Here is a 19732-nt window from a genome sequence, read left to right as displayed (position 1 = left end):
AAAGGTTTATGAAGCAAAAGTAGGCCGTCTTGATAGAGCTTTCAATCCATAATCCTCACTTTACGTACTTTTTTATTACTTAAAAAAAGGCATTTATTTACATTAAATTGAATTTTTAAATTTTAAAACGTACTTTTAAAAACTAGTAAAACATTCCGTTTTTGAGAAATATTGGTAATGGAACGCCTATACCTCTTTCCTTACACCCAACATTTAAAGGGCAAAGTACGGAAACGAAACAATGAACTTAGTATATCCTACATAACTAAAATCCATCACTTTACCCTCATCGACAAACAATTTAGGGTCACCGTATTTTTCTGGGGATTTAAGCAAAAAGCTTAGAGAGCCTGAACAAGAAAAACCTGGTATCTACAACGCCTCTTAAGTTTGCCCTGAAGAGCTTTATTTTTGAATTAAAAGATTCCGCATTTGCATTGGTAGATCTATTGTCAAAGAAGTTTAGAATATTGCTCATATGGTTGCTTACTGTATTTGCTACCGTTAAAAATTCTTTAATTTCCATCTCATGAGTTTTATTGATCCATTCATTAAACTTTTTTTCAGCGGAAATTTTTGTGTTGCTTTCATATATTAGCCTAAACTCAAGAACATGGTCATAAGCTTTTTTGAGGTCTGGATAATTTTCAAAAGCTATGTTGGCTCTCTGCTCTTGGCTTTGAGTCCAATCAGCTTTCTTTTTGGCAAAGACATACCTGCAGCGGGCCAAAAGTTGCTTTGGGGTGTCCCCATTGGGCAATAAGGGTGCTTTATACCTAACGCCATTCTTTTTGGCAGCTTCGATAGCCTTGTTTTCCATATCCAGTTCAACCCATCTTTGATTGACCCTTATATGTTGTAGAGCCTCCAGGGCCAGCCTTACTACATGAAAGCGGTCTGTAACCAAATTTGCCATGGGGAAACATGTTCTTGCGGATGACTCCATGTTTTTTGCCATGTCAAGGGTTACTTCCTTTACTTTATTCCTTTGTTCCAGAGGGATTTTCTCCAGAACTTGTATGATATTTGCCGACAATGTGCCTTTTACAGAAGCTACCAAAGAGCCTCTTTTGCCTCTCCCGTTTTTATTGGTAATAAAAGTGTACAACTCTCCTTTTGACAGTGCAACTTCGTCTATACTGAGATGCTCTCCGATATTGTCCGGAAAGACCAAATAGTCTTCTGCATGCTCTTTTTGTTCCCACTGCTTAAACCCACTGCTTTTCTTCTTATAGTGCCTCCTCAACAAATCCCCTTTGACCTCATAATAGCTGCCAATGTTACCAATGGTATCTTCGCGGGTCTCGACCTGTACCTTTTAAAAAATCTGAAAGCTCTTGAGTGATTTTAGAGCCTTCAGCTACAAATGAATAGTCATTGTAAACTATTTTGTTCTTGCATGTTTTATGCCTCCACCTTCGTCGCTTAAATTCAAGATAAACGGCTTTTCCCCTTATAGGGAAATCTTGCACAATTTTAGGTTCATAAAAACCTTTAGACTCGTACTCTTCAGGATTATGTTTTCCTAATAGCCGGTTCTGCTCAATGAGGTTGATTTTATAAAAGGATCTTTTGCTGTTCAGGTCACATAGCTCTATTACAGCTTCTATTTCAAAAAAATCTAGTATGCCTTCCGGCAAAAAAGGGGCAATAATATTTTCTTTCATCTTGCCTTAAAATTAACAAATCAAACCAAAACTCCCCAACTTTTACGTGTGAGCCACAATTTACCCTATGGATAACCTGCAAGAAATAATTCACTCATTAGACGCAAGTGACTGCGAAGAATTTTCATGGTTCATTCAAAGGTCCAGATTTAAAAAAGACAGAAAGGACTTATTGCTGTTTAAGCTTCTCAAAGAAAAAAAGAAGTGGGACACGGAAGAACTTATTGCAAACCTGAACACTAAGAACAGCAATGCCTATCACACCATCAGAAAGCGTTTGTTTAGACATCTCTCAGACTTTATATTGCTAAAGTCACAGTCAAAGCAGGAAAATGAAACGGCGCAAATACAAGCCAATCTGAATACCGCCAAATTTTTGTTGGACAAACACCTCCATGAACTGGGATGGAAATACCTGCTGTCGGCAGAAGAAATGGCTTTGCAACAAGACGCTTTTCATATTCTCAACGATATTTATTTGCTAGAACTAAATTATGCACACTTGCAGCAAAAGGTGTCGCTGGAGGAGATTATTGAGAAGTATGAGCGCAATCGGGTATTACTGAATGTAGATGAGCGCTTTTCTATAGTAAAAAGTGTTATTGTGAGAGAGCTGGAGCGCTACAGACTATCAGGGAAAGAAGTAAAGTTTCAGTACCTCATCAATAAAATATTAAGTAAATACCAAATTAGCCAAGAAACCCTCCAGCAACCTAGGCTATTCCTGAAACTCTTGCAAATAATTCGTTCCGGCACCATTGCGACCAAAGCCTTTCACAATTTTGAGCCCTTTTTGACATCCAGTTACAAAAGCCTGTTTAAAAAAGAAGCGCCCCAAAGCTATGGCTCCTATCAGATAGAAATGCTTTACATGGTGGCCCATACATTGTATAGAAACAAGAAGTTTCCCCAATCACTTGACCACCTTATAATGCTGGAGCAAGCCCTGCTCGCCGGCCCAAAATCATTGAAAAAGCGTTTCTGGGGCAGGGTCATACAGATGAAAGCTGCCAACAAGATGTTTCTTGGGCATCTGGAAGAAGCTATTCAAATTTTATCAGATATGCTGGTGATGGATTATGGTTTTCAGGCTAATGAAACAAACAACACCATTATAAACCTTGGCATGTACCACTTCATTCGTGGGGATTACAAAAAAACCTTAAACCTGTTCTACCACTTTGACCATTCCGACAACTGGTATAAAAAGCAAATGGGGGTTGAATGGGTATTTAAAAAGAACCTGATGGAGGTAATTCTTTACTACGAGCTCAACAAATTGGACATCTGCGAAAACAGGATACGCTCTGTAGAACGAAGTTTTGCAGCTTTGGCTGATAATCCTATTTACAAAAGAGGGTTTGTTTTCCTAACTTTGGTAAAAAACTATATACAAAATCCACTATCTACAGATATTCATGCTAAAGTGGAAGAAGCCTTTGAATGGCTCCCCAAGGAACAGGAAGATATTCAGGCCATGGCTTTTTATACTTGGCTTAAGGCAAAGCTCATGAAACAAGAATATTATCCGGTACTGTTGGAATTGGTTAATTGATACCTAAAAATCCCGATTCAGACAAAAAAGAATAGCGCAGATCGCCAGCCAGATGCTCTTCGACTTTCTTCAAAGTAGCGTTTAAGCTCTCTAAAAATTCGTCGCCTAGCTCTTCTCCCTGTCCTTCATACCACTCATAACCTTCCTTGATATCAGCTCTGGCATCGTCTGTAAAAAATAGACTGTAACTCATTTCTTTTTGACATGTTTTTTTACTTCCTCCCAAGTATATAGGCTACTTTCCCCACGACGGTATTTTTCCATTCTTTTGTCGAGTTCTTGTTTCAGGTCTTCGCTTTTGGAACTGCTGTCTTCCAATATTTCCTGTACCTGGCTCAACAATGCATCGTCCTCGGTCTGGATAAGCTTTTCTATTAGTTTGTATTTAATTTCTGGTTTCATGTTCGAGTGCCGCATTTGGTCATCAGTAAAGTTAACGATTTATTTTCATATGTGGTTTACCTCATAGGGTGGTATTGTTGCAAGACGCTATAATAATATTGTGTATTAGCGGGTTATTTGGCAGTACGTTCTGGTAGCTGCAAGCTACCTTTGGCAATACGGCTTTATTGGATAGTACGGTGCTGTAGCTGCAAGCTACAGTGAGCATATAAACTTAAGTCTACCTTTAAAAGTGACCGGTAATGGGTCCAGCTTAATTCCCGACGCACTGAGTCGAACTTTTTTTAAAGCTCTAGTGGAAGAAGCCTTTGAATGGCTCCCCAAAGAACAGGAAGATTGGAATGTATATATTTGATAGGACAGTAAGTTAAGCTCTTTTTCTTAAATTTGGAACGATGAGTAAAAGAGAAAGAAGGTCATATGACCACGAATTTAAAACAATGGCTGTAGAGCTGCATTTAAGCGGGAAGACCAGTACCGCTGTTGGGAAAGAATTAGGCATTGGTCCTGATTTAGTAAGGAGATGGTCACGTGAAATGAAGACGAATGGCGCTGCCAGTTTTCCAGGAAATGGGAAACAGAACCTTTCAGAAGAACAAAAAGAAATTCATGCCTTGAGGAAAGCCTTAAAGGAATCTGAGCTTGAAAGGGAAATCCTAAAAAAGGCGGTAAGCATCTTTTCCAGGGGAGACAGCAAATATACCAATTCATAATGGATCATAGAAAAGAGTATGCTGTTGAAAAGATGTGTAGGACATTTAATGTTGCCAGGAACAGCTTTTATGAGTGGAAGAAGGAGAAACAACTCAAACTGGCTCAACAAAGAGCGATATTGCTAAAGGAAATCAAAACAGTGCATGAGTTAAGCAATGGTACCTATGGAAGTCCTAGAATTACATTAGATCTTAGAAAAAAGGGTTTTGCAGTATCCAGGCCAAGGGTTGCCAGGATCATGAAAGACCACGGAATCAGGAGTGTTGTAAGTAAAAAATTTAAAGTCTGCACAACTGATTCAAACCATGGATTTAGCATCAGTTTCTCATTTTCTTTTTTCCCCAACTCACATTACGCAAGCTACAAGCTTGCAATATTTTGGGTCTAAGATACGCTATCGCTAATCTTAGACCAGAGGGGGGGGATACAGCGGTTATATCACTTGCTCGGACTTTCGGGGAAGAAGCCTAATTGAGAACAACTTTTCTCAACCTCTACAATAGGTTCATCAAAAGGTTCATTATAATAAGAAAGAATATATTCTGTTATGTGAGCTTTTTCACAATCTGTTAAGTCAAAATAGGTAGGCTTGTGGTAATTAGAATCATTAATGTTCGGAATAATTAAAACTATAGCTTCTTTTGGAGTATCCTCTAAACTTATATATCCAGAATCACTACCTAAACTATGGCATGACTGGCAATTATTTAGAAATAACTGACAACCAAGTTTGGCATCAGCAAGTATCAGACATAACTTATATCCGGACAAATGAGGCATGGTTATACCGTAAGCCTTCGGGCAAGTGCATGTTGATTTTATAATTTTACCCACTTCCCGGGTAGCAGTTCTTCCAGCCTGTTTACCGGGTGATTGTCTATTCTTTCCAGAACATCTTTCATCCATTCCAATGGGTTTACACCGTTGATTTTGCAGCTTGCCACAAGCGAGTATATTTGGGCGGCTCTCTGGGCAGCATCATGTGAACCGGCAAACAGATAATTTTTCCTTCCTATGGCTACTGGCCTTATTGAGTTTTCCACCAGATTGTTATCTATCTCCAGCTTGCCATCCTCAAGATATATGGAGAGCCTTTCCCATCTGCTCAAGGAGTATTCGAGCGCCTTTCCAATAGGACTCCTAGGGGCAATATTAGGGTACAGGTTTTTCATCCATTCTTCCAGGTCGTCCAATGTTGTTTTTGCATCAAGCCTTGATTCCTTTCTTTCTTCAAAAGACATCCCGGCCTCCCTTGCTTTACGCTCAATATCATATAACTTCTGAAATTCTTTCAAGGCATGTTCTGCATTTTCTTTGTCATTGTCCAATGCTTTCTCAAACATCCTTCTGGCATGTGCCATACAATGGAACAATGTTATGCCCTTGATGTTGGCAAACATATCATATACGTTATACCCGTCACATTGCAGGTATCCCTGAAAACCCTTCAGTATATCTGATGGCCCTTCGCTCCCGCGCCCGGGACGATAGTCGAACAGCACCTGTTTCCCGACAGGGTCATAATATACCCAGTAATACCCCCGGTGGATTTTACTTTTTTTATCCTTGTCGAGAACTTTTATGGGTGTCTCGTCTGCCATCAGGTAACCGGCTTGCAGTGTCCTCTTTTTATGCAGTTCGTATAAGATTTTAAGCTTGTTTACCCCTTGTTTTACCCAGTCTGACATTGTGGAAGAAGGAAAATTAAGGCCTTCTCTCTTAAATATCTGTATCTGGCGGTATAAAGGAAGGTGGTCAACATACTTGCTGACAACAAGGAAAGCGACAAGGCTTGCTCCGGCTATCCCTTTCTCTATCGCCCTGTATGGCAATTCTCCAATGGCAACACCCTCCCCTTCAGGTTTTGCGTATTTCGGGCGTACAATTTTGCGCACATGAAACTTTCCGGTGGTATATTCAAGAACCTCTGTCACCTCTTCCCCAATTTTTTTCATGCCTGAGGTATCTTCTTCAGGCTCAACAATCTCTTCCACCCTTGGTACATGTGCCGGTATAGGGAGGCGGCCCGGGTGCTTGCGGGCTGTTTCTTTTTTGACACGCTTAAACCTGACGACCTCCTCTTTTTCAGGGGCAGTTGCCTGCTCTTCACCAAGTCCCAGGTTTAACTGTTCCGGTGCGGACGAAGGCACAAAACGCTCGCTTTTGGTGCCATATATGAGGCGCTTCAGCTCTTTGAGCTCAAACTTCAAAAGTGCGATCTCGGACATCGCCTCCTCATATTTTTCTTTATAGTCTATACCTTCGGCAAGCATGTTGCAAAGATAAATAATATACCTATGTAGGTGGTATTAGGAAAAAAAGAATAAGTTTAAAGATTTCCAGGACTTTTATATCTTTTGCGGTGCCTGACCGACTCAAGGGAAATCCCTTGTAAGACCAGTTGCAATACCGAGGCGGATATTTCAGATTTGGTCACATTTTTGCAATGGACAGGTATTTCATAAGTCCCTCTTTCAAGGCGTTTGTGATACATACTGAAACCGTCGCCTTCCCATAAAAGGAGCTTGACATGGTTTCGGTTTCGGTTCAGGAAAATAAAAATGTCCCCGTTCATGGGGTTTTCGTTAAGTTTGCTCCTTACAATACCTGATAGGCTGTCAAACCCTTTCCGCATGTCGGTTTTGCCCGAATAGAGAAAGTACCTGCACTGGTGAGACAATGAAAGCATGGCTAGCTGACTAATTGTTTAACAAATGATGGATCTGCCATGCCGTGGAATATGACCTTGGCACCGGAAGGAAAGACAACTTCCATGTTGCCGGCCGCAGGGTTAATTTCATCAGGGCTGCTTACTTTCAGAGGGACAAATCCGGTACCGGGCTCCTCTGTTCTATATTTGCCGCACCAATAGATGAATTTTTGATAATTGATGTTCTGCCGAAGGCTAAATTCTTTTTTACTGATACCGCTTTGTTGCCAGAGCTGATAAAGCTCACGCATCTGGTCAGATACTTTTGTGTTTGTTGCCATTATTTTGCTGTTATAGTTTGTAATGCAAACTTATGGCGTTATTTTTTGGGAATAAAGATGTACTTGGCCGTAGGTATACGTTATACCTGACCATGATTATGGACTTATATGATAGGAAAATAATAGGATGGTCTATGTCCACTTCGATGCATGCATATGAAACAGTAGTGCCTGCATGGAGGATGGCACTGATAAACAGACCTGTTTTTCAAGAGCTGGTTTTTCATTCAGACAGAGGCGTGCAGTATGCATGCAAAGAGTTCAGGGATGAGCTTGGTAAGCTAAATGTTACTCAGAGCATGAGCAGAAAAGGGAATTGCTGGGACAATGCAGTGGCTGAAAGCTTCTTCAAAACCCTGAAATCTGAAACTGGTTACCGGAAATATGAATCAATAAAGCAGGCAAAAAAGGGATTGTTTGAATACATTGAGATATGGTACAACAGGACCAGAAGACATTCCTCTCTTGGATATCTTTCTCCTGAAGAATTTTATAATATTCATAGAAAAAGTGCTGCGTAAAAGAAGCATAAACCTCGAAATCCTCCTATGATTTTTCTTCTAAATCATAGGAGGATTTGAGGAGCCCTGCGGCAGGCATTAATTAATCAAAAAAAGGGTCCAGCAGGTGCGTGGCTATGCTGTGCCGTAGGTGGTGGAGGCTGGTCTCTTTTGCGATATCTGTCCTTTCGATTATCTGTTTCAATACCTTGTTATGGCCGCTCCCGCTCATCCTCCCCCCCCAGCTTGTTGAGGACAAAGGCTTCTGTGTCCTTTACGTTGGCCAGCGTGGCACGCTCGTTCAGGTAATAGCTTTCCAGTTCATTGCGCACCTTTTCCGGCATTGGCACGGCCCGCCGTTTTGCCCCTTTCCCTTCCCTTACATAAAGGATGTTTTTCTTGAAGTGCACGTCCTGGATGTTCAGCGACTCCCCTTCCTTGCGCCTTAGCCCGCAACTGTAAAAAAGGTGCAGCACCGCTTTCTCTTTCAGGTTTTCCGCTGCTTTGAAGAGCTGTCCGGTTCTTCCTGCGTGAGCGGTTCCCGTGGGTTGGCGCCGGGACTTTTGAACTTGAGCACGCTCATGGGGTTATGGGGGGATTGCCTTTGCTATCCGTAGCTTCCAGCCACGGGCTAACTATGACAGCTTTGTCATTTACCTATACGCAAACAATAAAGAACACCTCCTGCCTGTTTCTTTCCGCAAAAATGTTCCATACTTAACGGCTTGTGCTGTCTATTCAATTTTCTATCAGGAGGAAGGAATCTTTGCTAACCTTAGCTTCCTGCTACGGAACACTTGTATTAATTAAACATTACAATATGTAGATAGTACGTTTGGTAGTCACAGGCTACCTCTGCAAGTACGTCTTTGTTTGATAGTACAGTACTGTAGCTGCAAACTACAGTAAGCATTAAGGGGGAGTGCGTCTTTGTTTGGCAATACGGTACTGTAGCTACAAGCTACAGTGAGCATTAAGGGGGGGATTGCCTTATTCAATATAGATAATCTATCTCTATCTCAAGAATGCTTTCCATACCAGCATATGCAGATGCGCTAGAATAAACATAGTCCTCTGCTTTATAAACCAAACCGGCCCTAACAAGATTTTCATGAATGTAGTTTAGTTTCTGGTCAAAAAAATATGTTGACTCTAGCTCTACTGGATGGTTTTCATGTGTCCATACTTTATAGCTTTTATTTCTAGACGAAATTTTACCTTCTCTGCCAAATAGTTCAAGAAGCCAAGTGCGCCTGCTTTCGGAAACATCTTTAATATGTTCGATAATTTGTTTGCTAGTATAGGACTTAAACTCTCCAATAACCTTGCTCAATTTCCCTTCTTTTACCGAAACGATCATATGCACATGGTTGCTCATAATGACATAAGCATGGACATTAAGCCCTTTATTGATCTTTGCAAACCTTAAACTGTCTATTATAATATCTCGGTAATTTTGCCTAGAGAAAATATCTACCCACAAAACCACCTGTAGCGTAAGATAAAATATGCCCTCTTCGTTTCTGATTTTATAACCTGAACTAAGATCTATGTTTTTTATAGCCGCCATAAACAAGTAAAAAAATCCAATGCAATATGCAGATAAACAATAATATATAAAATATTTATATCTAAAAACTTGGTAGTACGTTTGGTAGCCGCAGGCTACCTTTGGAAGTGCGTATTTAATTGATATTACGTTTCTGTAGCTTCAAGCTACAGTGAGCGTAGGAGGTATTAAATCACCACTGCTATCCGTAGCTTCCAGCTACGGAACACCAGTATGTTATTGTCGAAATACCAAAAGTAGCTTACAGCTACACCAAAAAACATGAAACATGTACCTGCCAGGGCTAAATATGACAGCTTTGTCATTTACCTATACGCTAACAATAAAGAACACCTCCTGCCTGTTTCTTTCCGCAAAAACATTCCATACTCAACGGCTTCCACTTGGAGAAAAACTGACTGTAGCTCCTATACAGGACACCAGTTCAGAAATATGCAAAAGGAATCTTTGGAATGGTATGAGCTTATGCAGGAAAACAAAAGGCTTAAGTCTATATTGTTTGCTATTGCAAGGGTTTGGATAAGCATTTCGGGAATTGTGCTTCCGGTATTGAAAAAGCATCACGGGGAGATGTTGATCAATGAAGTTCAAGGCCTCCTGAAAATACTGCCCGCTAATCTTTCACTGAATATTTTCAGGTTATCCTATGCTGCTTTTAGTTACAGGATTGCAAAACTTAAACTTTCCTGTCTCAGTCAGCCGTTCAGCCTTTGCCTTAGAAGGCACCCTTTACAGCTTTCAGGCAAAGAGGTCAATGTAATGAAAGGTCTTTTGTCTAGCTTTCCCTGCTGGCCGGTGTCTTCTGTTGCGCATTATGCAAGGAGAAACTCTATGCTGTTTGCTTCTTTGAGCACATGGTACAAATACGCTAACCTTTTAGGGCTGAAAAGGGTATTCAAAAGGTCTCCTGAAAAGTTGAAGGGAGTTGTTTCGAGCAGGCCTAACCAGTTCCTGCATGTCGTACTACTTTTTATACGCTCCGAGATGGCTTGAAGCGTGCTATAGTTTTTGTTTCTGATAATTTTTCAAGAAATATCCTGGGGTGGAGTGTTGGTGAAAGGTGCTGTGCTGAAAATGTTAAAAATGCACTTGCCATGGCAATACAGTCTATAAAGTTCCATTACTCTGATTTTGTCTGTGCCACGCTTGTTGCGGACGGAGGAAGCGAAAACCATGCGGTAACAATTTCGCAATTGCTTGAAACTACTCCGAATCCTGAAATCACCAAAGTGGTTGCCCTGAAGGATATTGCTTTTTCTAATTCTCCTGTGGAGGCGGTGAACAAGGTCATGAAGCGATATCTGAGATATTATGAGCCTGATTCGGGTGAAAGGCTTTATGAATGTCTTTCTCTTGCGGTAGAGGATTATTGTTCTGTCAGGCCGCATGTTTCTCTTGGTGGACGTACGCCTTTGGAAGCTTATACTGATGTTTTTCCAGGTCTGGATTTTACTGAGCAAGCAAGGAGGGCGAGGGAGGTAAGGGTTAATTTTAACAAAAGTAATGGGTGTGGGAGGTGTTGATGTCTGGTAGTACGTTTGGTAGCCGCAGGCTACCTTTGGCAGTACGGCTTTGTTTGATAGTACGTTGCTGTAGCTGCAAGCTACAGTGAGCGTTTAAGGGGCGAGTAAATGGTAGTTATATGGATTTAAGCTAGTATACTCAAGATAGGATAACATTAAGGTTTATAGTATGGGTATTAATAGGTATATAGTACGTTGGGGTAGCTGCAAGCTACCTTTGGCAATACGGCTTATTTGATAGTACGGTGCTGTAGCTGCAAGCTACAGTGAGCATTAAAGGTTAAAAGGAGAAACAGTGTACGTAAATACCTGTTTCTCTTTAATTTTGACCCGAAACTTCGCTGTAACGAAGGTTGGTTTGTGAAATTATTGTGGGATTAGCGCGGCTATTATACAAAAATATGAGCAATAGGTAAAACTACTGAAAAAACAAAAGATAATATCAAAAAAAGAACTGTGATTCTGAAATTATAAGCAAGTTTTCTGAGCTTAAAATCTTCATTATGTTTAACTTCTTTCTGCCAAAATAAAGGGTATAAAGAAACAAGCTGATTCCCATCAAAGTCTTTTGCAAAATATGATTTATGTTTCATGTATATATTAGGATGATTAGACCTTATATACTTTGAAGCTTCAACACCTAAAATGTAATGTAATATTAAAAATACAGGGAACGTAAACAAACCAAAATAAAACCCTAGTCTTTCAATTACAATACTTAACACGAACACAACAAGCCAGTATAATCCAAAAGTTTTTAGTATGTTTATTCTTTGCAGAAAACTTATCTTATTCGACTTCATCAACAATTTCTTTCAATGCTTCATAATTTTCTTTCACTTCATTTAATTCACCCTGAGCAACTTCTAATTCTTTTTCTAATTTAGCCACATATCCCTTCTGCCTCTTAGCAATACTATCCCAAGCTTCAAGAGTATAAGGATTTGCAGATCCTTCAGGCATTTTTTCCCATTTTGAAAGAAGATCCTTTTGATGAGTCAAATCTTCGGTCATTTTTTGCACTTTTTTCTCCAAAGGCTGAATCATACTATTTTCAATATTGACTAAAGCCTCATTTAGTTCAGACTTAAACTTTGACAAAACTGCCTTATCAGTAACAGGATGCAATTTTGTCTCAGTTTTATAAGCAGAGACACTAGCAGGAAAAACAAAAGCTCCAATACCCACTTGGAAATTCATTCCATCATGTTCCCCAGATTTAACATAACCAGCTGAAACATCTGCTCCCATAAACGTTGTATTACCACTTACAGAATACCCAGTTCCTGCAGCATCAAGAGGATCTTCCATATATGGAAATACAGTAAATGAAAGGGTAGACGAAATAGATATATTAGATTCCACTCCATAGCCATATGACCCATAAGCCCAAACACCTTTAGAACTAGCCACAATACCACCTTCAGAAAAACCACTGATTAAAAAACTCATGGTATTGTTTTTCCCCACTTGAACAACTTCTAAACCTTCCCACTCAACACCATCTATTACTCTATTTTCACTAAAAGCATAAGGAGAGTTATAAGCAAAGTCTGCAACTAATGGGTAAACAGCAGAAAGTATATTAAACTTTAAATCCTGTTTATCCTATAATCCTGAAAATCCCGGTTCAGACAAAAAAAACCGAAAAGCCTCGCCAAAAGACCTTCCGGTTTCTCATTTTCTTTTTCTCAACTCACCTTACGCATGCTACAAGCTTGCAATGTTTTAGGTCTAAGATACGCTATCGCTAATCTTAGACCAGAGGGGGGGGGGAAGTAATTAGGCTCCATTGGAAGTAAGATAAATATACTTTTTCATCTTATGCTTCAATTTTTGACCTACCCACTTTTCACTTATTTTACTTTTAAAAACAATTTTCAAATCTTCTACTAAGATATTAGCTGTAAGAAGAAATTCTATAGATAAGTTACTCCAATAATCTGATTCCATATTAAATGCAGTAATCGTCATTCCTTTAATAGGAAAGACTTGATCAAAATAACTTTCATTGATTTTATACTCCTGCATTTTATTATCAATAATACTTTTAAGGGTGAAATGGGGTATTTCTAATGTCTTTAATAACCCAATAAAATTATTTGAGTCCCAGAAAACTATTAATATATCAGACTCTTCAATTAACACCCACCCATCTTGACTTATCCCAAACTCATAACCTTTAGGAGGATATGTAAATATACGCAAATAATTTTTAAGTTTTTGACTTAAAGTCACCCCATTACTCTCTATTATATTTTGCAACCCTTCCATAATCTTAAAAACTAGGACCTTGAGTATGAACAACTGATTGTCCAGTTTGGTTTTCCAAAAATTGTTGAAACTGCTTACGAACTTCAGGTGTCCAATTTCTGTAAAAATGACCAGATGCTTCATTTGTTATTATACGACCATCTGATCCTCTTTTAAACAATCCGCCTACAACTTGATTGTTAGCGCCTATAGACTTAGCTAAATTCTGATGAGGAGACAATCCTGCTACAGGAGCTTTAGGGCTACCCACTACAAAAGTATTTGTATGAGGATCAAAAACAAATTCTATTGCCTTACTTGGGTTATAGTTTTTGAATTGAGCTACAGATTTAACTTGGGGACTCACCTCCAGTACTCCAGCTACAGGACCAGAACCTGTTCTGTAAGGCCCAGGCTTTAGCGCACTATTTGGTGATTTAATTACAAAATATTCCCCTAAGAATAAAGATCCTAGAAACAAAGCATTTTCAGTAATAAATGCTGTTTTGTCTGCAGTTGATCCAGAAGAAAAAACCTCCTTACCTTTATAAGAAGTATATGCTCCATAAGAAATCAAACCTATTAGAGCTTCTCGATCCCCTTCAAAAGCTCTAGAAAATTGATTATAAATATTATTCCCTATCTGTGCAACTGTGAGATTGCTAGCAACTCCTTTTATAAAATTAAGAGAGCCTCGTTTAAGACCATCAACTACGCCAGAATCATCTGTATTTTGCTCTTTACTATCATTATCAGAACCATCATTATCAGAACCATCACTATCAGAATTATCACCATTATCATTTATTCTTTCATCATCAGGCCCTTCAGAAGACGCTCCACTTGGATCTTTATAATAAATAGGGTTATTGTCAAACGCAGCGTAAGCTGATTGATACTCATGGAAAATCGGGTCAGTACTGACCCATCTTGCTATACGGGCGTCATATTGCCTTTCAAAGGTAGTATAGCTGTTCCCGGATCCAGATATCTCATCATCCTTCTCCATTCCATTGAAGCCATACCTATAACACCCTCCCCAATTCACCCACAACACAAACCTCCCCAACTTACATCACCTGAAACTCAATTCTTCTGTTAAGCCTACGGTTTTCTTCTGTATCATTAGGAGCCACTGGTTTACTTTGACCGTAGCCTTTGTATGACAACCGAGATGAATCTATACCTTTTAATTCAATATAGTCATAAACCGATTTTGCCCTATTGAGTGAAAGTTCCTGGTTTGCTTTTTCATTTCCGGTATTATCGGTATGTCCCCCAAACTCTATCTTTACGTCTGGATTCCCCTCCATAAACCTGACAATTTTGTCCAGCTCGGTTTTTGACTTTTCTTCTAGCTTATAGGAGTTAACTTCAAAGTAAATATTCTTTAAGACAGTAGCATTACCGGCTTTGATAGGGAACAAGCCTACATCAAGGTTGACAGGATCAAATGTCTCTTCGGTGTTATAGTCAAAAGTTCCTGAGTAAAACAAGTATCCGTTTTTCTGAACATAAAGCCCATACTCTCTACCTTCTGTCAAAACAATCATATACGCCCCATTGTCCGGGTCTGAACTTACCGACTGAATGGTTTTACCACTTTCCAGGTCTATGAGCTCTACAGTAGCCCCGAGTGGATCACTGGTTACTGCATCCGATACCTTACCTTTGGCATAGGTGGTTTTCTGCTTTTCTTTAAGCGCTTCGGGAATATCGAATTTGTACAAAAAAGACTGGTTAGCTTTGCCCTCTTCGGCTTTATAGGTAGAATAATACCCTTTTTCTCCATCAGCGGTAATAAAAATAGTGTTATCGTTGAGGTGGGTATTAATAGGATAACCGATATTTTCTGGCTCGCCCCACTGTTCATCTTCAAGACGGGACACAAAAATATCAAATCCACCCATTCCAGGATGGGTATCAGAGGCAAAATACAAAGAGTTACCACCAGCATGAATGAAAGGTGTCACTTCCCTACCGGATGTATTAATCGGCTCCCCTAGGTTTACAGCCTCCGTCCATTCGCCATCTTCATCCAAATAGCTCACCCAGATATCTTCTTTGCCCTTGCCACCAGGTCTATCAGAAGAGAAAAATAGTTTTCGTCCATCGGCAGAAAGCGCAGGTTCTGAATCCCATGAGGAAGAGTTAATAGCTGGCCCCATATTCGCAGGCTTCGTCCACTGGTTACCAGAACGGAAAGACACATACAAATCACAACTCCCATAACTGTCTTGCCTGTTGCATGAAGCAAAAACCAACACCCTTCCGTCGGCAGACATGGTGCAAGCCCCTTCGTTTTGGCGGGTGTTAATCACGGGAGAAATAGGTTCAGGAGCAGACCAGCCGTTATCTTTCCTATGGGAAATCATTATATCTTCATCGTCTGTCGGCCTTACACCATCACGTTTGGTAAACACAAGGGTTTGATTATCCGCAGTCAATACAGGAAAAGCATGTATCTGAAACTGGTTAATGATTTTTGGGAGCCGTTCAGGATTTACCTGCAAAGGGTTCTTTTTGGCCTCAATACCAAACTCAGCCTGTTCGGCCATTTTACGTGCGGCGTCAGACCCTTTACCTGAAGGTCGGTGCTTTAGCATTTTCTGCAGATACACCAGTGCATTGTCATAGTCCCCGTCTTTGAAATAATATTCGCCCACTATTTGATAAGCTGCCGCAAGTTCTTTGTGGTCTGGCTTAAGTTCTACAGCTTTCAGGAAGTTCTTCCTTGCTTCCTTGTCATTTCTTAAAAGTTTATAAGAGCTGCCTAAGCGAAGGTAAGCTTCTGTAAACTCAGGGTCTTTTTTTACAGCCTTTTTTAGGGCATCTATTGCACTGTCAAAATCTCGTTGTTTGATCAGTTCGTCTGCTTTTTGGTAAAGCTTTTTCGCTTTTTTATTGGTGGTACTCAGGGAGCGTTCCTGTGCAGAAACGGCAAAAACCGTCAAAAAAAATAAAACAAAAGCAAAATATCTCATATACACTTGTTAATGATCGATCAGTAAATAAACTTTTAATAGTTAAGAATATTGCCACCCGATCACCAAAAGCCCTTATATGAACCCTTGGTGCGGGATTAGGGAATATCCATGTATTTATGGGCCTGAAGAGAAATGTGCCACCTAGGGTGGGTTTTGACATAGTCTACAATAAGTGGCAGCATTTCGGCTTGTTTGCCCCACTCTGGCTGTAGAAACAGCCTGCACCGTGGCGATACCTGGGCTGCATGCTGTTCAGCCCATTCCAGGTCTGACTTGTGGAAAATAACCACTTTTAATTCGTGGGCAAGTCTATAAATCTCAGGGTTTGGCTCCTTAAACTTTTTTGGTGAAAAACACACCCAGTCCCAAATACCAGTTACCGAACAAACTCCGGAGGTTTCGATATGCACCTTAAAACCTTTTAAATGAAAGGCCTTTGTAAGAGCAGAGAGGTTATACATAAGTGGTTCCCCTCCAGTAACGACCACTGTACGGGAAGGAAACTTTAACGCTCTTTCCAACAACACATTTACATCTATAGCGGGATATTTATCTTTATCCCAAGAATCTTTAACATCGCACCAGTGACAGCCCACATCGCAGCCTGCTAAACGGATAAAATAAGCCGCTTTTCCCTGATGGAAACCTTCGCCCTGAATGGTATAAAAGTCTTCCATTACTGGCAAGGCTTCTCCGGTATGTACTTTTTCGTCACTCACGATTGGTATAAATTATAATTATTGCAGAGGCAACAACAGAACCTTAGTTATTGATATATTTCTCCTTTGGCTGAATTAAAGGTATTTATAAGCAAACCAGCAATAGTCATAGGCCCTACCCCGCCAGGCACTGGAGTTATATAACTACATTTTGGTGCTACTTTTTCAAAATCAACATCTCCTTTTAAAGCAAAACCTGATTTTTTGGTTTGGTCCTCAACCCTGGTTATACCTACATCTATAACGACCGCACCGTCTTTTACCATATCTTCGGTTATCAAACCTGGCAAACCAACCGCAACAATCAGGATATCCGCCAGTTTGGTATATGCGCTTAAGTTTTCTGTAAACTTATGGCACAATGTAACGGTACAGTTGCCTGGATTTCTGTCGGCCCCCATCAAAATAGACATTGGAGACCCCACAATATTGCTTCTTCCCACCACCACACAGTGTTTACCGAAAGTTTCGATATTATAACGCTCCAAAAGTTTTAATATGCCAAAAGGCGTAGCAGAAATATGCGCCGGAAGGTTTTTGTTCATCCTACCAATATTAACAGGGTGAAAGCCATCCACATCTTTCTCTGGACTGATCCTTTCGGTTACTTTTTGTACAGATATATGATCGGGCAGGGGGAGCTGTACGATAAGCCCATCTACATCAGGGTCATTGTTAATTTCATCAATTTTCTCCAACAATGCTTCCTCGCTGACATTACTCTCCATTCTTACCAATGTGCTTTTGAAGCCCACGGTTTCACAGCATTTAACCTTATTTGCCACGTATGTTTCACTGGCACCATTATTTCCTACGAGAATAGCAGCCAAATGAGGTGTTTTTCCACCGCCTTTGACATAAGCTTCTACTTCTACGGCAATTTCTTTCCTGATTTCTTGCGATAGTTTCTTACCGTCAAGCAATTGTGCTGTCTGCAAACTGGACATTTATCTATTATGTATTATTAAAGTTACGATCCAAAGCCGAACTGCGACCATCTGGGTGCATTCTATAACCTTACCTATTGGCACTTATTCTAGCTTCAACACTGCCATAAAAGCTTCTTGAGGAATCTCTACGTTTCCAACCTGGCGCATACGCTTTTTCCCTTTTTTCTGCTTTTCCAGAAGTTTCCTTTTACGGGAAATATCCCCTCCATAACATTTGGCAATCACGTTTTTCCGTAATGCCTTAACCGTTTCGCGCGCCACCACTTTTGTACCAATGGCAGCCTGTATAGCTATTTCAAACTGCTGTCTTGGTAGCAGTTCTTTAAGTTTTTCACAAAGTTTTTTACCCCATTCATACGCCTTGTCGCGGTGAACAATCGCAGATAAAGCATCCACTTTCTCTCCGTTCAGCATGATGTCAAGCTTTACCATGGTAGAAGCTTTGAACCCTTTAAGTTCATAATCAAGAGAAGCATACCCACGAGAGATGGTTTTAAGCTTATCAAAGAAGTCAAAAACCATTTCCGCTAAAGGAAGCTCAAAAGTAAGCTCAACCCTATCAGCCGTCAGGTAGACTTGATTTTGGAGCATTCCACGTTTATCCATACACAGCGCAATTACAGCTCCTACATATTCAGATTTTGTAATTATCTGCGCCCTAATATACGGTTCCTCGATATGGTCAACATAATTAGGTTCAGGCATATCAGAAGGCGCATTTATCTTATTGATTTCCCCGCTTTTCATATGAGCGTGAAACTGTACGGAAGGTACAGTAGTAATCACAGTCATATCAAACTCACGCTCTAGCCTTTCCTGCACAATTTCCATATGCAGCATCCCTAAAAACCCGCACCTAAAGCCAAAGCCTAGCGCAGCAGATGTTTCTGGCTCCCAGATCAAAGACGCATCATTAAGCTGAAGTTTTTCCATGGCTTCGCGCAGGTCTTCAAACTCACTGGTTTCTACTGGATAGATACCGGCAAAAACCATAGGTTTAACCTCCGAGAACCCTTTGATCATTGGGGCTGGATTAGAAACATGGGTTATGGTATCACCTACTTTAACCTCTTTTGCCTGTTTAATACCCGATATAATATAACCTACATTGCCCGCTTCTAGTACATTTTTGGGCTCTTTGTCCAGTTTAAGTATACCAATTTCATCAGCATCATAAGTTTTATTGGTGCTGACAAATTTCACTTTATCACCTTTTTTTAATGTACCGTTAAAAATACGGAACATTACTTCTATACCACGGAAAGAGTTAAACTCAGAGTCAAAAATAAGCGCCTGTAAAGGTGCAGAAGGATCGCCTTTAGGTGAAGGTACCCGCTCTACAATAGCATTTAAAATATCCTCAACCCCTATCCCCTCTTTGCCACTGGCGTGGATAATACTATCCCTGTCACAACCGATCAGGTCTACAATTTCATCTTTCACCTCTTCAGGCATGGCACCTGGCAGGTCAATTTTATTTAAAACAGGAATAATTTCAAGGTCATGTTCTATAGCCAGGTACAAATTAGATATGGTTTGCGCCTCTATACCTTGAGAAGCATCCACAATCAACAATGCACCTTCGCATGCTTTAATAGATCTGGAAACTTCATAAGAAAAGTCCACGTGTCCAGGTGTATCGATAAGGTTGAAAGTATACATTTCGCCCTTATATAAATAATCCATCTGGATGGCGTGGCTTTTAATGGTAATCCCCCTTTCACGTTCCAAATCCATGTTGTCCAGTAACTGATTCTGCATTTGTCTTTCAGTAACAGTCTGGGTAAATTCCAATAACCTATCGGCAAGTGTGCTTTTACCGTGGTCTATGTGAGCTATTATGCAAAAATTTCTAATGTTTTTCATTCTGAGCGTAAAGAAATACAAATTTAGAAAATTCA

General features: G+C 40.1%; 22 protein-coding genes and 1 pseudogene. 6 read left to right on the top strand and 17 right to left on the bottom strand.

Annotation, left to right across the window (positions count from 1 at the left end; genetic code table 11):
- Positions 1-328 precede the first annotated feature (328 nt).
- Together RCC89_10065 and RCC89_10060 are read right to left on the bottom strand one after the other, a co-directional pair.
- Positions 329-1249, bottom strand: coding sequence for a transposase (locus RCC89_10065; protein ID WMJ73502.1), 921 nt, complete (start codon positions 1247-1249; stop codon positions 329-331).
- A gap of 31 nt (positions 1250-1280) precedes the next feature.
- On the bottom strand, positions 1281-1667 hold the full coding sequence (locus RCC89_10060) for a hypothetical protein (protein WMJ73501.1): 387 nt from the start codon (positions 1665-1667) through the stop codon (positions 1281-1283).
- Positions 1668-1734: 67 nt separating this feature from the next.
- Between RCC89_10060 and RCC89_10055 the strand changes: the two genes are divergently transcribed.
- On the top strand, positions 1735-3222 hold the full coding sequence (locus RCC89_10055) for a hypothetical protein (GenBank protein WMJ73500.1): 1488 nt from the start codon (positions 1735-1737) through the stop codon (positions 3220-3222).
- Here RCC89_10055 and RCC89_10050 read toward each other — a convergent pair.
- Together RCC89_10050 and RCC89_10045 are read right to left on the bottom strand one after the other, a co-directional pair.
- On the bottom strand, positions 3215-3415 hold the full coding sequence (locus tag RCC89_10050) for a hypothetical protein (GenBank protein ID WMJ73499.1): 201 nt from the start codon (positions 3413-3415) through the stop codon (positions 3215-3217). The two genes, RCC89_10055 and RCC89_10050, sit on opposite strands and share 8 nt — an antisense overlap.
- Positions 3412-3624 carry an addiction module protein gene (locus tag RCC89_10045; GenBank protein WMJ73498.1) on the bottom strand — a complete coding sequence of 71 codons (213 nt, stop codon included), beginning with the start codon at positions 3622-3624 and terminating at the stop codon, positions 3412-3414. The genes RCC89_10050 and RCC89_10045 overlap by 4 nt, the downstream gene beginning before the upstream one ends.
- A 395-nt stretch (positions 3625-4019) precedes the next feature.
- On the opposite strand from RCC89_10045, the gene RCC89_10040 reads away from it, so the two are divergent.
- Positions 4020-4337 carry a transposase gene (locus RCC89_10040; protein ID WMJ73497.1) on the top strand — a complete coding sequence of 106 codons (318 nt, stop codon included), beginning with the start codon at positions 4020-4022 and terminating at the stop codon, positions 4335-4337.
- Positions 4337-4726, top strand: a complete 390-nt coding sequence (locus RCC89_10035; GenBank protein WMJ73496.1) for an IS3 family transposase — start codon at positions 4337-4339, stop codon at positions 4724-4726. Before RCC89_10040 ends, RCC89_10035 begins: the two co-directional genes overlap by 1 nt.
- A gap of 50 nt (positions 4727-4776) precedes the next feature.
- Here RCC89_10035 and RCC89_10030 read toward each other — a convergent pair whose 3' ends face one another.
- Genes RCC89_10030 through RCC89_10015 form a run of 4 tightly spaced genes read right to left on the bottom strand, consistent with a single transcriptional unit; the run spans position 4777 to position 7329 of the window.
- Entirely contained in the window at positions 4777-5118 is a 342-nt protein-coding gene (locus RCC89_10030; protein WMJ73495.1) for a cytochrome c, read from the bottom strand.
- A gap of 38 nt (positions 5119-5156) precedes the next feature.
- On the bottom strand, positions 5157-6611 hold the full coding sequence (locus RCC89_10025; protein ID WMJ73494.1) for an IS66 family transposase: 1455 nt from the start codon (positions 6609-6611) through the stop codon (positions 5157-5159).
- Between the two features lie 56 nt (positions 6612-6667).
- Positions 6668-7027: an IS66 family insertion sequence element accessory protein TnpB gene (gene tnpB, locus RCC89_10020; GenBank protein ID WMJ73493.1), complete on the bottom strand. Its 360-nt coding sequence runs from the start codon at positions 7025-7027 to the stop codon at positions 6668-6670.
- 2 nt (positions 7028-7029) lie between these two features.
- Positions 7030-7329 carry a hypothetical protein gene (locus tag RCC89_10015; protein ID WMJ73492.1) on the bottom strand — a complete coding sequence of 100 codons (300 nt, stop codon included), beginning with the start codon at positions 7327-7329 and terminating at the stop codon, positions 7030-7032.
- A 32-nt stretch (positions 7330-7361) separates the two neighbouring features.
- Here RCC89_10015 and RCC89_10010 point away from each other — a divergent pair, with 32 nt between their 5' ends.
- Positions 7362-7850: an IS3 family transposase gene (locus tag RCC89_10010; GenBank protein ID WMJ73491.1), complete on the top strand. Its 489-nt coding sequence runs from the start codon at positions 7362-7364 to the stop codon at positions 7848-7850.
- Between the two features lie 191 nt (positions 7851-8041).
- Here RCC89_10010 and RCC89_10005 read toward each other — a convergent pair.
- Positions 8042-8332: pseudogene (locus RCC89_10005) on the bottom strand (tyrosine-type recombinase/integrase).
- A gap of 491 nt (positions 8333-8823) precedes the next feature.
- Complete coding sequence (locus RCC89_10000; protein ID WMJ73490.1) at positions 8824-9399, bottom strand: transposase; 576 nt, start codon at positions 9397-9399, stop codon at positions 8824-8826.
- 261 nt (positions 9400-9660) lie between these two features.
- Between RCC89_10000 and RCC89_09995 the strand changes: the two genes are divergently transcribed.
- Both RCC89_09995 and RCC89_09990 read left to right on the top strand, forming a co-directional pair.
- Complete coding sequence (locus tag RCC89_09995) at positions 9661-10392, top strand: hypothetical protein (protein ID WMJ73489.1); 732 nt, start codon at positions 9661-9663, stop codon at positions 10390-10392.
- On the top strand, positions 10389-10922 hold the full coding sequence (locus RCC89_09990) for an integrase core domain-containing protein (GenBank protein ID WMJ73488.1): 534 nt from the start codon (positions 10389-10391) through the stop codon (positions 10920-10922). The genes RCC89_09995 and RCC89_09990 overlap by 4 nt, the downstream gene beginning before the upstream one ends.
- A gap of 789 nt (positions 10923-11711) precedes the next feature.
- Here RCC89_09990 and RCC89_09985 read toward each other — a convergent pair.
- From RCC89_09985 to lepA, 7 genes are all read right to left on the bottom strand, one after another.
- Positions 11712-12374: a hypothetical protein gene (locus RCC89_09985; protein ID WMJ73487.1), complete on the bottom strand. Its 663-nt coding sequence runs from the start codon at positions 12372-12374 to the stop codon at positions 11712-11714.
- A 330-nt stretch (positions 12375-12704) separates the two neighbouring features.
- On the bottom strand, positions 12705-13196 hold the full coding sequence (locus RCC89_09980) for a hypothetical protein (protein WMJ73486.1): 492 nt from the start codon (positions 13194-13196) through the stop codon (positions 12705-12707).
- Between the two features lie 4 nt (positions 13197-13200).
- A complete protein-coding gene (locus tag RCC89_09975) occupies positions 13201-14223 on the bottom strand; it encodes a polymorphic toxin type 43 domain-containing protein (GenBank protein WMJ75654.1) in 1023 nt (340 codons plus the stop codon).
- Between the two features lie 22 nt (positions 14224-14245).
- Positions 14246-16159, bottom strand: coding sequence for an OmpA family protein (locus RCC89_09970; GenBank protein WMJ73485.1), 1914 nt, complete (start codon positions 16157-16159; stop codon positions 14246-14248).
- Positions 16160-16257: 98 nt separating this feature from the next.
- A complete protein-coding gene (locus RCC89_09965; GenBank protein WMJ75653.1) occupies positions 16258-16839 on the bottom strand; it encodes a 7-carboxy-7-deazaguanine synthase QueE in 582 nt (193 codons plus the stop codon).
- A gap of 89 nt (positions 16840-16928) precedes the next feature.
- Positions 16929-17828 (bottom strand): tetrahydrofolate dehydrogenase/cyclohydrolase catalytic domain-containing protein, encoded by a 900-nt coding sequence (locus tag RCC89_09960; GenBank protein WMJ73484.1) that lies wholly within the window; start codon positions 17826-17828, stop codon positions 16929-16931.
- A gap of 84 nt (positions 17829-17912) precedes the next feature.
- Entirely contained in the window at positions 17913-19697 is a 1785-nt protein-coding gene (gene lepA, locus RCC89_09955) for a translation elongation factor 4 (GenBank protein ID WMJ73483.1), read from the bottom strand.
- Positions 19698-19732: the final 35 nt, after the last annotated feature.

It is taken from the genome of Cytophagaceae bacterium ABcell3 (genome assembly GCA_030913385.1).
Lineage (GTDB): Bacteria > Bacteroidota > Bacteroidia > Cytophagales > Cytophagaceae > ABcell3.
The sequence above is the reverse complement of the archived record's forward strand: the minus strand, read 5'-3'. Positions and strand labels throughout refer to the sequence as shown.